The sequence below is a fragment of the Sphingobacterium sp. 1.A.5 genome (assembly GCF_002734235.1).
Lineage (GTDB): Bacteria > Bacteroidota > Bacteroidia > Sphingobacteriales > Sphingobacteriaceae > Sphingobacterium > Sphingobacterium daejeonense.
Genome location: NZ_PEBA01000065.1, coordinates 46,069 through 59,523 on the forward strand (window position 1 = coordinate 46,069; position 13,455 = coordinate 59,523).

Consider the following 13,455-nt stretch of genomic DNA (forward strand, 5'->3'; position numbering starts at 1 on the left):
TTATAATAATGATGAAATATTTAAGCCTTGGCGTGCTTGTATTCGGACTTACCGCATGTCAACAAGAAAAAGTAATTGAATCAAAAGCTGATATTAGTGTGAAACAGTATCCTCAGACCAAAAAAATCGAACAAAAAGACAATTTCTTCGGAACTGATGTAGAAGACCCTTATAGATGGTTGGAAGATGATCTTTCCCAAGAAACCAAAGATTGGGTAAAAGCAGAAAATGAAGTAACTGAAGATTACCTTAGCCAAATCCCTTTCCGTGAAAACATCAGAAAAAGATTGGAACATCTTTGGAATTATGAGAAAGTATCAGCACCGTTTAAAGAAGGTGATTTTATATATTTCTATAAAAATGATGGCTTGCAGAACCAAAGTGTCCTATATCGCAAAAAAGGTGAAGATGGAAAAGAAGAAGTGTTTCTTGACCCAAATAAATTGTCTAGTGATGGCACAACTTCATTAGCAGGTGTATCTTTTAGCAAAGATGGTTCATTGGTGGCTTATCAAATTTCCGAAGGAGGTTCAGATTGGACAAAAGTAATCATCCTAAAGGCTGAAGATAAATCAATCGTTGGTGATACCTTGCAAAATGTTAAGTTCAGCGGCATGGCATGGCGTGGGAATGATGGTATCTATTATAGTTCTTATGATAAACCTAAAGAAGGGTCGGCTCTATCAGCAATGACTGATCAACACAAACTCTTCTTCCATAAACTTAATACCCCACAGAATACGGATGAATTAGTGTTTGGAGGGCCAGAAACACCTAGGAGATATATTGGTGCCGGATTGACTGAAGACGAACGTTTCTTGGTCGTTTCTGCAGCGAACTCAACTTCTGGAAATGAACTGTATTTGAAAGACCTTTCAAAACCTGATTCAAAGTTCGTGACAGTTGTCGGTAATATTGAAAAAAACAACTACATCCTGGATAATGATGGCGATAGATTGTTGATCTATACAGAACTGAATGCTCCTAATGGCCGTATTGTTGAAACAAATGTTGCTACTCCAACTTCTGAAAACTGGAAAGACCTGATTGCTGAAACAGAACAAGTATTGAGCCCATCTTTAGGAGGTGGAAAAATATTCGCAAATTATCTTAAAGATGCAACTTCCCTTGTGAAACAATATGACCGAAATGGTAAACTTGAGCATGCTATCGAGCTTCCAGGTGTAGGTTCTGCCGGTGGATTCGGAGCTAAGAAGGATGATAAAGAACTGTATTATTCTTTCACAAACTATGTGAATCCAGGGACAATATATAAATATGATATTGCATCCGGAAAATCTGAAATCTACAGAAAACCAGAAGTACAATTTGACCCAACCAAATACGAATCAAAACAAGTTTTCTATACTTCAAAAGATGGAACCAAAGTACCTATGATCATTACCTATAAAAAAGGAATAAAATTGGATGGTACCAATCCAACCATGCTATATGGCTACGGAGGTTTCAACATATCTTTAACTCCATCATTTAGTATCAGTAATGTTCTTTTATTGGAACAAGGCGGTGTTTATGCTGTAGCCAACTTGCGTGGAGGTGGTGAATATGGCGAAAACTGGCACTTAGCAGGTACAAAACTCAAGAAACAGAATGTATTCGACGACTTCATTGCTGCTGCTGAATATCTGATTTCTGAGAAATATACATCCTCAGAAAAGTTAGCTATATCTGGTGGTTCCAATGGAGGACTATTGGTAGGTGCATCAATGACCCAAAGGCCTGAATTATTCAAAGTAGCATTCCCTGCGGTGGGTGTTTTGGATATGCTTCGTTATCATAAATTTACGGCAGGAGCTGGATGGGCATTCGATTACGGTACTGCCGATGACAATGCTGAGATGTTCAATTACCTGTTGAAATACTCACCTTACCATGCACTGAAGCAAGGAACTGACTATCCTGCAACAATGGTAACAACGGCGGATCACGATGACCGTGTCGTACCGGCGCACTCATTTAAGTTCGCCGCGAGATTGCAAGAATACAATAAAGGCACAAATCCAGTCTTAATCAGAATCGATACCAAAGCTGGCCATGGCGCCGGAAAATCTACCGCAATGGTCATTGCCGAACAGACCGATAAATGGTCATTTATGTTCCAAAACATGAACGTTGGTTATAAGGAGGTGAAATAAAACAAAATGGCTCGGACGAAAATCCGAGCCATTTTGTTTTTAGACACAAGACATAAGACACAAGACATTAGAATTGGCAGGGCGAGCATAGTTTGATTTAGACCTAAGACACAAGACACAAGACATTAGAATGGGCAGGGCGAAATATATTAAATAATAATTCTTAAATATGAATAACATGTTAGGCGCAGGAAATACCCTTGCTTTCCATAAAATCTATCCCATAAAATAAGGGCCATTATTGGCCCTTATTTAATATCAATCATACAAAGCCTAATGTCTTATGTCTATTGTCTAATGTCTAAAATTACCAAGTCGGTTCACCTTTTTTCATTTTTTCAAGGGTAGCTTGATATTCAGCTTTGCTAGCTTCATCAACAGCAGCAATTGCTTTTTCTTGCCATTCGATTGCTTCTTTAGTTTTGCCTACTTTATGCAACAAATTAGCGTAAGTATCCATTAATGCCGGTTCTTGTTCGCCTTCCAATGATTTTTTACTCCAAGCAAGTGCAGATTCAACACATGCTGGATCATCACAGTTTTCAAAAATTGCCCATGCAAATGAGTTTAATTGACTAGGGCTAACTTTAGAAGGGTCAAGATTGATATACGCTTGAACTGCATCTCTAAATGCTGGCCAATTTTTCTTTCTAGCATAGTAGTTTGTCTTGAAACTTGCAGCAATGTTAGTAAGTTCCACGTTCGGGTATTTTTTGCTTACCTCATCGATAGTTTTATCAAAAATATCCTCTTCAGATTTTAAAACGATAGGAGCAACCTCATTGTTGATAACTGCAATAGCCAATACCTCATCAGCTTTGCCTGCACCAAGTTTTTCATCTACTTTAGCTTTGTTTTCAAGAATAGTATTGAATGCTTTAGAGCCTGGTTTGCCAATGTTTTTGGTAATTATGGCAAGCATATCATCAGCCATCAGCTCTTCAGGAGTAGAATTGTTGATCAATGATTCCACAGCTTTGGCTGTAAGGTCACGGTCATATGCTTTCACTGCTGCAGAAGCTGTTGCTTTAGCAATCGCCTTATCTCCAGGGTTTGCATTGAATTTCTTAACCAAGGTCTCATATTGAGTGTCAGGGTTTAGACCTTCTTTTGCCATAGCAATAAATTGATCGGCTTCTGCACCTCCAACAATACGGTGAACCAATTCTCCATCTGGATTGAAAATCAAGAACGTCGGATAGGCATTTACACGGTAGTCTTTAGCGAATCTCTTCGCTTCACTGCGCCATGATTTAACATCGTCATTGTCGCCTTCTGTCTCATCCATCTGGATCTTCAAGTTCACAAAATTCTCATTGAAGAAGGTACCCACTTTCTCCTGCGGAAAAATATTAGCAGCCATCCATTTACATGGACCACACCAAGTCGTAAAAGCATCAACGAAAATATGTTTGTTCTTTTTTTTAGCTTTTTCTTTAACCTTCGCCCAAGTCGTATTGTGCTCAAATGTTATTCCGGGTTCCTGAGCAACGGCCAAGAAGGGAATAGTGAATAATAATAAAAGTAGTTTTTTCATAATCAGTGTTTATAAACCAAGTATTCTAATAATACTAAGTTAATTATTTAAATGAAAAAGTCCCGATATTGTTCGGGACTTTTTAGGTTTTTTAATTAAGATTAAATTCCTAGCTGTTTTTGCATATTTTTATCCAAAGCCTTTTTGTGAAGCATTAAAGAAATGGTCTTGTATCTTACAAACTCTTTTGTAGCATACATGTAGCCTTGATAGTCATTGGATACTCCCCATGAGTTTTTCACGATATAATATTCCTTTCCAGTCTGGTCTTTTACGATTCCTACGATATGCATACCATGGTCATCGGTAGTCTCATAATTGTCAAATGCCTCCTGTCTTTGTTCAGCAGTGATTTTAGCCTCTGGTTTTGGACCATTGAACAATACATCAATTTCTTCTTTCGTCATTTTTTCAATCGGTTTTTCTGGAACAAATGCAACTCCATTCTTCCAACTGAAACTTTTTTCAGAAACGTCGGTTGCCCAAGCTACTGTAAAACCTTTTTCTAGTGCGTGGTCAATAATATCTGTCAGATCATTGATCTTTACATTATAGAAGCTCTCAAATGACCAGTTGTCTGGAATCAAAAGCACAAATGGTTTATAGTATGCATGCTCCTCAAACGAAGAGATTCCTACATAATCATCTGGATTGATACCGATCACTTGATCAGCGAAAGTTCTTGGAGTATAAGTTTTGCCTTTGTATTCGAATGATTCTGGAACTTCACCTAAGTATGAATCCATAGCGCCGGTGAATGCTTTAAGCCAATTTTTGGTTGGTTTCTTGCTCTCGGCTACACTTTCAGTAATAGATTGCAAAATTGGGCTCATCTCGCTGAAATTATTCCTTGTCTGACCTTCCGGTAACCCAGTATAAACTTCATAAGGAACAGCACCATATTTCCTGAATATGGTCAATACATCATGTAATTGTCCGCCATCACCCTGCGCTTGCTTACCGTGCAGGCGTACGAAGTTCTTTGCTTTCTCAACATACGTGTTGCGTGCCGTATAAATCTGTGAAATCTCAACTGGCTGTTTGCCCATACGAATCATCTCTGATTCCAAAAAAGAGTTTCCTGAATATGACCAGCAAGTCCCTGATGACCCTTGGTCCTTGATTGAAGTCTTCCCTAAATTGATAACTTCTGTAAATTTGAATCCCTCTTTGCTGTTGTCGCTGGCATTGCCTTTTAGGGAGTTTATTAGGTTGTCTTGAGCTTGAACCTGTGTTGCTGCAAAGAATGCCGCAGCAATTAGAATAGATTTACTCCAATTCATATGATTTGTTTATTTTTTTTAATTGTGCACGAATTTATCAATTTATAATCTCGCACAAAGGCGGTTTGTGTAAAATTATTAGCACAAAAAAAAGAGGCCTCAACTTGAGACCTCAAAAATTTTTTGAAATTAAGCTTTGTCAAAATCCTGTTTCTTCGGAAATACCAAAGATGCGATGATACTCAAGGCCAGAATACCTACAATGACAATCAATGAGTGTGTAGTGGTGAAGCCCCAGTCTTTCAAATAACTGTGCAACAACATCTTTAATCCTATGAAAATTAATAGGAAAGCTAATCCAACTTTCAAATAATGGAATTTGTGGATAATATTGATCAATAAGAAGAACATCGACCTTAATCCCAAAATCGCAAAGATATTGGAGAAAAATACAATGTATGGGTCTTTAGTGATTGAAAATATCGCTGGAATAGAGTCTACCGCGAAAATTAAATCTGTAAACTCAATTACTAATAATACCAAGAATAATGGAGTCATGTATTTTTCACCATTCTCAATATGGAAAAATCTTCCTTGGTCAAGCTTATGGGTTACTTTAAAATGCTTGGAAGCAAACTTAACAACGGGATGGTTTTCAGGATCAACTTCTTCCTCCTTGTTGCGGTTTATGTACATGTTAAATCCTGTATACACTAAGAATGCTCCGAATACATAAAGAATCCAACCAAACTTCGTAATTAGGGCTGCACCAACGAAGATAAAGATACAACGCATGATGATAGCTCCAAGGATACCCCAAACCAACACTTTGTGATAGTATTTCTCAGGAATACCAAATGAGCTGAATAAAAGTACCATGACAAAGATATTATCCACAGAAAGCGCATATTCAACAACGTAACCTGTCAAATACTCAATGGTTAAGTTTTTGTTGTAAATCTGTAAACTGGCGGCAAGATCATTTTCATTAATGGTAATATTATGAAAATGCTTGGCGACGACTTCTTTGAGCCGAGCAATATCATGTACATTATGAAGTTCGTTTCCCCAATAATATAGCAAGAGAGCAAATAAAAGGGCAAAAGTTACCCATATTGCACTCATGATCGCGGCAACTTTTAAAGATACTGGTTTGTCACTTTTAGAAAATAGACCCAAATCTATTGCTAGCATCAGAATTATAAATATTATAAATCCGATCATAAAAAGTGCTTCGTGGCTCATGTTTTATTTTTTTCTTTCTGTAGTGTAACGTACTAATTGTTCTAATCCCTTTTTATACTCTCCTCCGTTAGGAATGGTATCTAATATATCAAATGCTTCTTGTTGATATTTCAGCATTTGCTCCGTAGCATAATCCAATCCGCCATTTATTTTGACGAAGTTGATAACCTCTGCTACTTTTTGTGAATCCTCGTTATGATTTTTAACAAGGTTGATAATCTTTCTTTTTTGACTCTTATCAACGGTAGATAACGAATGGATCAATGGCAATGTCATCTTCTTTTCTTTGATGTCATTTCCTACTGGCTTGCCTACATCATCCAGTCCAAAATCAAAAAGATCATCTTTAATCTGAAAAGCAATCCCCACTTTTTCACCAAACAACCTCAGTTTCTCTATGGTTTCCTGATCTGCACCTGCAGATGATGCACCAATAGCACAACAGGACGCTATCAAAGAAGCTGTCTTTTTCCGGATAATATCGTAGTAGATAGATTCTTCAATATCTAAATGCCTAGCTTTTTCTATTTGCAATAGCTCACCTTCACTCATCTGTTCAACCGCCTCAGATGCCAATCGCAATAAGTCATGCTCGTTGTTTTTTACCGATAAGAGCAAACCCTTCGATAACAAAAAATCGCCTACCAAAACTGCAACCTTGTTTTTCCATAATGCATTGATGGAAAAGAAACCACGGCGCTCATTCGCATTGTCTACAACATCGTCATGAACCAAAGAGGCAGTATGCAATAATTCAACTAATGATGCTCCATGGTAGGTAGATTCAGTAATGGCTCCAGAAACTCCAGCTGAAAAGAAAACAAACATAGGACGCATCTGTTTTCCTTTTTGCTTAATTATATAGCGGGTAATACGATCTAATAAGGGGGCTGAACTCTGCATAGAAGCCTTGAATGTCTTTTCAAAGCGCTTGAGATGTTCTTTTATAGGCAGCTGTATTTCGTCTAATGTTAACATGTATTGGGTATAAGACCGTTAGTCCAATCTGAATCGCAATAAAAATACTAAAATTATGCTTTAGAAGCTAAGGTATTTTCAAGGTCTTGATACCATTTTTCCCCATATTCACGAATTAAGGGATCTTTCAGAAATTTATAGACTGGAATTTTCAATTCTTGACCAAAACTGCATGCATCTTTACAGATATACCAGCGATCATAATGTAAAACATCAAACTCAGGATAATGCGTAGCTCGGATAGGATAGAGGTGACATGAAATAGGCTTCTTCCATTGAACATCGCCCATCTCATAGGCTTTTTCAATCCCACACTTGGTAATCCCATTTTCCCATGTCACATAGGCACATTCTTTATTCCCGTCAACACATGTCGTGGTTAGGTCCCCGTCTGCGTCAACGACCGAAGTACCCTGAGCCTCAATAGCCTTTATACCAGCATCAGTCAAATATGGCTTTACCTTTGGATAGATATCAGCCAAAACCTTGGTCTCAGACTCAGTCAATGGAGCTCCAGCATCACCCTCAATGCAACAAATTCCCTTGCATTTACTCAAATTACATACAAAGTCATTGTTGATGATATCCTCATGAACAAGGACATTTCCTACTTCTATCATTTTTTATTTTGAATAACTAACTCGTTTCCCTAATGGGTATTTAAGGCCGTCGGCACTAACTAAATCCATGGTAACCGAACCAATTAAGATGTCAACCTGAGCCTTAACAGGAATACGATTGCCATCATTGGTAACCCAAAGATACAAACGACTATTCTTTTTAAAGATTCTTCCAGGAGAAATTTCTGGACTTAACTTGATACACTCCAATTCACCCAACACAGATTTTACCTTCTCAACACCGATATATTCTACGCCTAATTGTGCAACCTCATCATTTAAGAAATATGTAATCTTAAATTTATCCCCAGATTTTAAACCTGAAAAATCTAGGTTCCTAGAAAAATAATAGGCAGAAACTAAATCAAAGGTTTGCGCAGTAGGACTCTTAAAAGTTCCTTTCTTCCCCTTTACCTGTTTGATCTTATGATCAAAAGTCGCATATTCTACACGGCGATAATTGTTCTCGCGAATATTCTCCGTATATAAAATCGGCAAAAAATTTGATTGATCAATATATGAATCATACTGATTTTTAACGGTATAAAATTTTGAAAAGGCCCCAGAGGTCTGCCCAAAAGCAGATAAATGGATAGCATCGTTTACACCAAAACTATATTTGGACTTCTGTACAGAAAGAGTGCCTGTCGCAGCAGAGATAAAACCATATCTTAACTTGTATTTCAGGACCTCACCAGGTTGGAAAGTCGGATCTTTTAAATAAGGTAATGTCTGGGCAAAGCCAACCGTAGTCAGCATCATACTCAGAAGGATAAATGAAATAATTCTTTTCATACAGTTTTGACAGCAATTATAGAGGAAAGTTTAAGATTTTCGCTTGAATACTGGAACAGTGGAACATGGCTCTCCATACATCACACTTTTTGCAACTTTACTCAACTGAGTAGTAAATGTAACAAAAGCTGACTCTGGAACTGGAATATCACCACAACCTTTAACAACTATACGTTGATCTTGATATTGGCTGTAATCCAATGTCGATAAGGCATGGTCGAATAAAGTCTTGCGGACATATTCTTCATCACCAAAATGAATAGATAGCGCATAATCAGCCAATTTAGTAGATAATAACATATAAGCCCATGTAGGGACTATCGCATCAGCGGTACATACAATGCCAATGTGCTTATCCTTATATAGAGACCAATCATGGGTCTTAATAAATTCTCGGAAGTCCTTCTCCTTTAAAATCAAGCCATGGAATAAATTATCCTTGATGTCATAGATCTCAATCGGTGCCTTCGGAGCATGGTTGGCTAAATCAATAGTGATCAATCCACTTTGTGCAACCTTATTTATGATGTTTTCTTGAATGTCCATTTCTATAAAAATAAAAAAAGCTGGATAACTATTGTTACCCAGCTACAAATTTAGTGAATTCTATGTTAATAGAATTTAATGCGATTGTCAACAATCTTAGCATTGTCTTGTAGGGCTTTCAAAATAGTGCCCCAAGAACGCTGAGCTTTTGCTTCTGTGATTTGCTTTTGTTGTGTCGTCAATTCCTCACCAGCCAATGCTTTTGGATTAACAAAACCGTTTACTTGTACTGCATAAACACCTTGTTTTCCTTCAATCGATTTTGATGGTTTGTTTGGTTGCAAACCAAATACAGTACCTACTACTGCATTTTCTACTGCAACACCTGGAATTACTGGGTTAGCTAATACTACGTTGTCTACACTTTGAACATTCTTGCCTAATTTCTGTGCTACTTGATCTATAGATCCCGCACCAGATAATGCATTGTTCATTTTCTCCTTCAACATACGCGCCTTAACCATATTCTTAACCACCGGCTCAATTAATGTCTTAACAGATTCTAATGGTTGGATACCTTTTGGTTGAACTCCTGTTACACGAGCAACAATAAAGTTATCGTTAGTTTCATAGATCTTATCGCTTACTTCTCCTTTTTCTGCTTCAAAAGCCCAACGTAACAATTCTCTTGGAACTTCAACACCACCAATCATATTGTCCATAGCAACTGTACGGTCATTTTTAAGAACCTCTACATTTTGTTGCTTAGCGATATCATTGAAATTGTCTTTGTTAACTGCTGTATAGAATTGATTTGCTTTAGAATAAGCGGCATCTGTAGTTTCTTTACCAGAGTGGATACTCTTGTCTACTATCGCCAATTTTGCAATAGGAGAGTTTCCAATTACTCTATTGATTTTTACGATATGAACGCCATAATTCGTTGAAACTACTTTTACATCGCCTGCAGCACTTTCGAATAAAGTCTCATCCAATTCTGGAACCATACCACGTGTAAGCGTTCCGATTTCACCAGCATTGTTTTTGCTGTTTGGATCTGCACTGAATTCAACAGCTAATGCCGCAAAGTTAGCACCACCTTGAATTAGGTTTTTGATAGAATCTGCTTTTGCTAAAGCTTTATCAACACCACCCTCAGTAGCTGGATTGATTACGATATGACTAGCATTTACAGAGTCAGGACTATTTTTAACAGAAATAACCTTAGCTATTTCGTAAACGTTCTGGGTAAGGAAAGGACCTACAACTGTTCCAGGTGCAGTCTTGAAAACTACTGAATCCAATGCAGGACTCAATTGACCTTTGGTGTAATATCTTACAGGATATTTGTTCTCCGAATTGATCGTTACAAAACTTGAATCATTCGTTGAAGCCTGAAGTTCAGTTTTCAACTTCTGAATATCGCCTGATACCAATGCTGAATCTGCTGCGTTTGGTCTAGCATCAAATAAAACATACTCAATGGTGCGAATCTCTTCAGGATTTTTGAATGCGTTTTTGTTCTTGTCGTAATATTCTTTATAATCAGCGTCAGTCAATTTGATCTCTGAATCTTTAACTGATGCATAATCCAACATCACATACTTGAAGTTTGCCAGTTTGTTACGAGCGTTATAATCGTATTCAGCCTCTAATGAAGTTGTATAAATACTGTTGTTGATAAGGTTCGTATACTTTTGGTTCAAACGCTCGTTTTTCACATTTTGCAATAAACCTTCCCATTGTTGATTTACTTCTGGGTTAGTTTTTGCTTCTTGTTGTACACCTGCAAGGTAATTTCTGTCGAATTGACCCGTTTGAGGATTTGTGAAGGCTTGAACGATTTGAGGCGAAGGATTATTACCTGTCACCATGCTGTTCATCTCGTCACCACCAACTTGAAGACCAATTTTTTCAATCTCTTGGTTTAAAAGATTCTGAGTTAAAAATTGATTCCAAACTTGTTGAACTGCAAATGAACGCATTTGAGGTGAAGACTGTCCACCCATTTGTTGTTGATACATTTGGCTTGCTTGATCCACTTGACCATTGAATGTAGGGTAGTCCATGGCCTCGCCATTTACACTTCCCACCTCATTTTGGCTTCTCGCCCAAAATGGGGTACCAACATTGATGGCATCACCTAATAAAAATGCAACAATTGCTAAACCAATCACGAAAATGACTAAGCCCGCACGGTTTCGCAAAGAGGTCATTAATCCCATAACGATATTCTATAATTTTATGCTAATATTTTTAATAAATTGTTTTTTCGTAAAAACAAGGCGCAAGATACAACTTTTATAAAAAAAACAGTAAAAAATTTCTGCTAGTTCCCAAATGAAGGCAATTGTGAGTCCGAACTAGGATAATGGATTGCTGTACCATTCATAAAACGGATGTCATTAAAGTCTTCATTCGCAGTAAAGGAGGTCCCCTGTGCTGAGGTGCGACCATCGTTGTACTCCGCTGTAATTGGTTGGCTACCGTAATACTTCTTGTTGTTTTCGTCGTAAATCAACTCCTCCGTCTTAATAACAGTCCCATCAACCTTAGTGATCACAACATTGTTGCGGAATTCAGTCAATCCCTCAAGTTTCTTCTGCAAAGCATACTCCGAGGTAACTCGTTGCATCTCCTTGGCATGCTCATCAAAAAAGATGATCAAAACTCCTTTCTTAAATTCATAGTTCCCAGTGCTGTCATGATAAACACGCATCTCGGGTGCTTTCAACTCCGCCTTTACCTTCGCAGAATCACTATAAATAACAGTTACGTCCTTGGAGATATCAACAGCCTCCTCCGCCTTAATATTGGCCAAACGGTCAATATCCTTGGTGTCATTTTCACAGGCAATTGACAAGATTGCCCCTAGCAAAACAATTGTTAGGGGCAAAATTCTCGATATTTTTATGGGTGCAAAATGCATTTCTTAATCGTAACTTCTTCTGATGAACCAAGCATCATTGATCGTAAATCCTAAGTTAATGTTAATATAACGTTCACGAACAAGATTGCTCTTCAAGGTTCCTTGTTGTCCAAACTCTGCCGATATGTTCACGTTAGAGAAAGTCCTGCCAAATCCTGTCTCAGGCAATGGCAACCCCAATCCAACAGTTACAGCCATATCATTTATGCGTTGTTGATTAACCGTCATGTGAGTTTTGTTGTATCTAAAACCTAAACGGTAATCAATTACTTTTAAATAGTTCATCGACGTAGGGTCTGGTTTAAACTGACCACCAACGGCTACACCGATATTTTTGCCCAATGGCTCTTCATTCAATCTCACTTGGTACTTCGACCAATCAGCATATTTGAAATCCGCACCAACCATCCAGTTAACACCTTTGCTGAAAGTAAATCCAACGGCATGCTTCAATGGAAGATTTATTTTTCCATTAGAGATAATATCATTGGATGAAGTGTCAATCGGAACCTGTTCCGTAACATTGCCAGTAGGAGTTAATGTACGAGATACAATAGAAGTAATCTTACTGTTTACAGAGTTGTCCAAAGATCCCGAATAACCGATCGTCAGGTTTTTACGGTTCCCTAATGGTAAGAAATATTGAACACCATAATCATATGTAATACCTGTAACGCGTCTTGTATCTGTTTTTGCAGTATTGTAATAACCATAGCCAGATGGAAATTCGATTAATGACTTGTCATAGAGATTTCCGAATAAAAATCCAATATTGGCACCAATACTTAAGTTTCTTACAGGAGAAACTCCCCATCCTACATAAGCTTTGTTCAAACCACCTTCACCAACTAAACGAGTGGTATAAGGGGTATTGCTAATATCTCTATTAGATGCGATGCTGTAACCCACATCGGAATAAGGCATTAAACCAAATGAAATACCTCCTAATTTTGGACCATTGTTTTTATTTAGTGAAAAGCCGAATGCAAAGTGGCTGAAAGCAAAATCCGCTGTATTATCTGCTCTATTGTTCTTTTCCAATTGTGTCATATTTCCATAAAGCCCAGCATCTAGAATGGTTCTGTTGAATCCAGAATAGGAAGCAGGATTGGAAATGTTTAAGATTGGAAGACCACCTTGAAATCTTACTCCAGATGAAATACCACCCATCGATCGGGTTTGAGGTAACAAATCTTCACGCATCTGGCCCAATCCAAATTGCGAATAAGGGGAATGTGATGTGGAGGATTGTGCAAATGCGCTCGTACTCGAAAGTAGGATAGAACTTATTCCAATTAAAATAAGTAAGGTCGTATTAGAGTAAAATAGTTTCAACTGTTCTAACATTTTAATTTGATTTAACTTCCTTATGATCTTAAAACCTAATCGTTGATAAATCATGCAAGTTAAATCTATTTTGATGGCTGTATTACCTGAATTTTTGCTACAAAACTATCTATTTTTTAAATATCACAAGCTTTTTAGT

The 13,455-nt window shown here is 37.6% G+C and carries 11 protein-coding genes; 1 reads left to right on the forward strand and 10 read right to left on the reverse strand.

The window, feature by feature from the left end; all coding sequences use genetic code 11:
- The first annotated feature begins 8 nt into the window (after positions 1 to 8).
- Entirely contained in the window at positions 9 to 2,156 is a 2,148-nt protein-coding gene (locus tag CRT24_RS19065; RefSeq protein WP_218962667.1) for a prolyl oligopeptidase family protein, read from the forward strand.
- Between the two features lie 307 nt (positions 2,157 to 2,463).
- On the opposite strand, the gene CRT24_RS19070 is transcribed toward CRT24_RS19065, so the two are convergent.
- From CRT24_RS19070 to CRT24_RS19115, 10 genes are all read right to left on the reverse strand, one after another.
- The gene (locus tag CRT24_RS19070) at positions 2,464 to 3,693 is read right to left on the reverse strand and encodes a thioredoxin family protein (RefSeq protein ID WP_232046182.1); all 1,230 of its coding nucleotides are present in this window, start codon (positions 3,691 to 3,693) and stop codon (positions 2,464 to 2,466) included.
- A gap of 101 nt (positions 3,694 to 3,794) precedes the next feature.
- The gene (locus CRT24_RS19075; protein WP_099372690.1) at positions 3,795 to 4,976 is read right to left on the reverse strand and encodes an aminopeptidase C; all 1,182 of its coding nucleotides are present in this window, start codon (positions 4,974 to 4,976) and stop codon (positions 3,795 to 3,797) included.
- Positions 4,977 to 5,105: 129 nt separating this feature from the next.
- Positions 5,106 to 6,161, reverse strand: a complete 1,056-nt coding sequence (locus CRT24_RS19080) for a TerC/Alx family metal homeostasis membrane protein (protein WP_099372691.1) — start codon at positions 6,159 to 6,161, stop codon at positions 5,106 to 5,108.
- Between the two features lie 3 nt (positions 6,162 to 6,164).
- Entirely contained in the window at positions 6,165 to 7,139 is a 975-nt protein-coding gene (locus CRT24_RS19085; RefSeq protein ID WP_099372692.1) for a polyprenyl synthetase family protein, read from the reverse strand.
- A 53-nt stretch (positions 7,140 to 7,192) separates the two neighbouring features.
- On the reverse strand, positions 7,193 to 7,759 hold the full coding sequence (locus CRT24_RS19090; protein WP_099372693.1) for a DUF3109 family protein: 567 nt from the start codon (positions 7,757 to 7,759) through the stop codon (positions 7,193 to 7,195).
- Positions 7,760 to 7,762: 3 nt separating this feature from the next.
- Positions 7,763 to 8,554, reverse strand: a complete 792-nt coding sequence (locus tag CRT24_RS19095) for a DUF3108 domain-containing protein (protein ID WP_099372694.1) — start codon at positions 8,552 to 8,554, stop codon at positions 7,763 to 7,765.
- 30 nt (positions 8,555 to 8,584) lie between these two features.
- Positions 8,585 to 9,100: a DUF2480 family protein gene (locus tag CRT24_RS19100; RefSeq protein WP_171017518.1), complete on the reverse strand. Its 516-nt coding sequence runs from the start codon at positions 9,098 to 9,100 to the stop codon at positions 8,585 to 8,587.
- Positions 9,101 to 9,165: 65 nt separating this feature from the next.
- Complete coding sequence (locus CRT24_RS19105; RefSeq protein WP_099372696.1) at positions 9,166 to 11,265, reverse strand: SurA N-terminal domain-containing protein; 2,100 nt, start codon at positions 11,263 to 11,265, stop codon at positions 9,166 to 9,168.
- Between the two features lie 104 nt (positions 11,266 to 11,369).
- The gene (lptC, locus tag CRT24_RS19110) at positions 11,370 to 11,936 is read right to left on the reverse strand and encodes an LPS export ABC transporter periplasmic protein LptC (RefSeq protein ID WP_257214097.1); all 567 of its coding nucleotides are present in this window, start codon (positions 11,934 to 11,936) and stop codon (positions 11,370 to 11,372) included.
- A 36-nt stretch (positions 11,937 to 11,972) separates the two neighbouring features.
- Positions 11,973 to 13,316, reverse strand: a complete 1,344-nt coding sequence (locus CRT24_RS19115; protein WP_099372698.1) for a hypothetical protein — start codon at positions 13,314 to 13,316, stop codon at positions 11,973 to 11,975.
- Between the last annotated feature and the right edge of the window lie 139 nt (positions 13,317 to 13,455).

What these genes read in the sequence shown, in the direction of transcription:
- CRT24_RS19065 (WP_218962667.1), top strand. Translation starts at nt 9, where the DNA reads ATGATGAAATATTTAAGCCTTGGCGTGCTTGTATTCGGACTTACCGCA.
- CRT24_RS19070 (WP_232046182.1), bottom strand. Translation starts at nt 3,693, where the DNA reads ATGAAAAAACTACTTTTATTATTATTCACTATTCCCTTCTTGGCCGTT.
- CRT24_RS19075 (WP_099372690.1), bottom strand. Translation starts at nt 4,976, where the DNA reads ATGAATTGGAGTAAATCTATTCTAATTGCTGCGGCATTCTTTGCAGCA.
- CRT24_RS19080 (WP_099372691.1), bottom strand. Translation starts at nt 6,161, where the DNA reads ATGAGCCACGAAGCACTTTTTATGATCGGATTTATAATATTTATAATT.
- CRT24_RS19085 (WP_099372692.1), bottom strand. Translation starts at nt 7,139, where the DNA reads ATGTTAACATTAGACGAAATACAGCTGCCTATAAAAGAACATCTCAAG.
- CRT24_RS19090 (WP_099372693.1), bottom strand. Translation starts at nt 7,759, where the DNA reads ATGATAGAAGTAGGAAATGTCCTTGTTCATGAGGATATCATCAACAAT.
- CRT24_RS19095 (WP_099372694.1), bottom strand. Translation starts at nt 8,554, where the DNA reads ATGAAAAGAATTATTTCATTTATCCTTCTGAGTATGATGCTGACTACG.
- CRT24_RS19100 (WP_171017518.1), bottom strand. Translation starts at nt 9,100, where the DNA reads ATGGACATTCAAGAAAACATCATAAATAAGGTTGCACAAAGTGGATTG.
- CRT24_RS19105 (WP_099372696.1), bottom strand. Translation starts at nt 11,265, where the DNA reads ATGGGATTAATGACCTCTTTGCGAAACCGTGCGGGCTTAGTCATTTTC.
- CRT24_RS19115 (WP_099372698.1), bottom strand. Translation starts at nt 13,316, where the DNA reads ATGTTAGAACAGTTGAAACTATTTTACTCTAATACGACCTTACTTATT.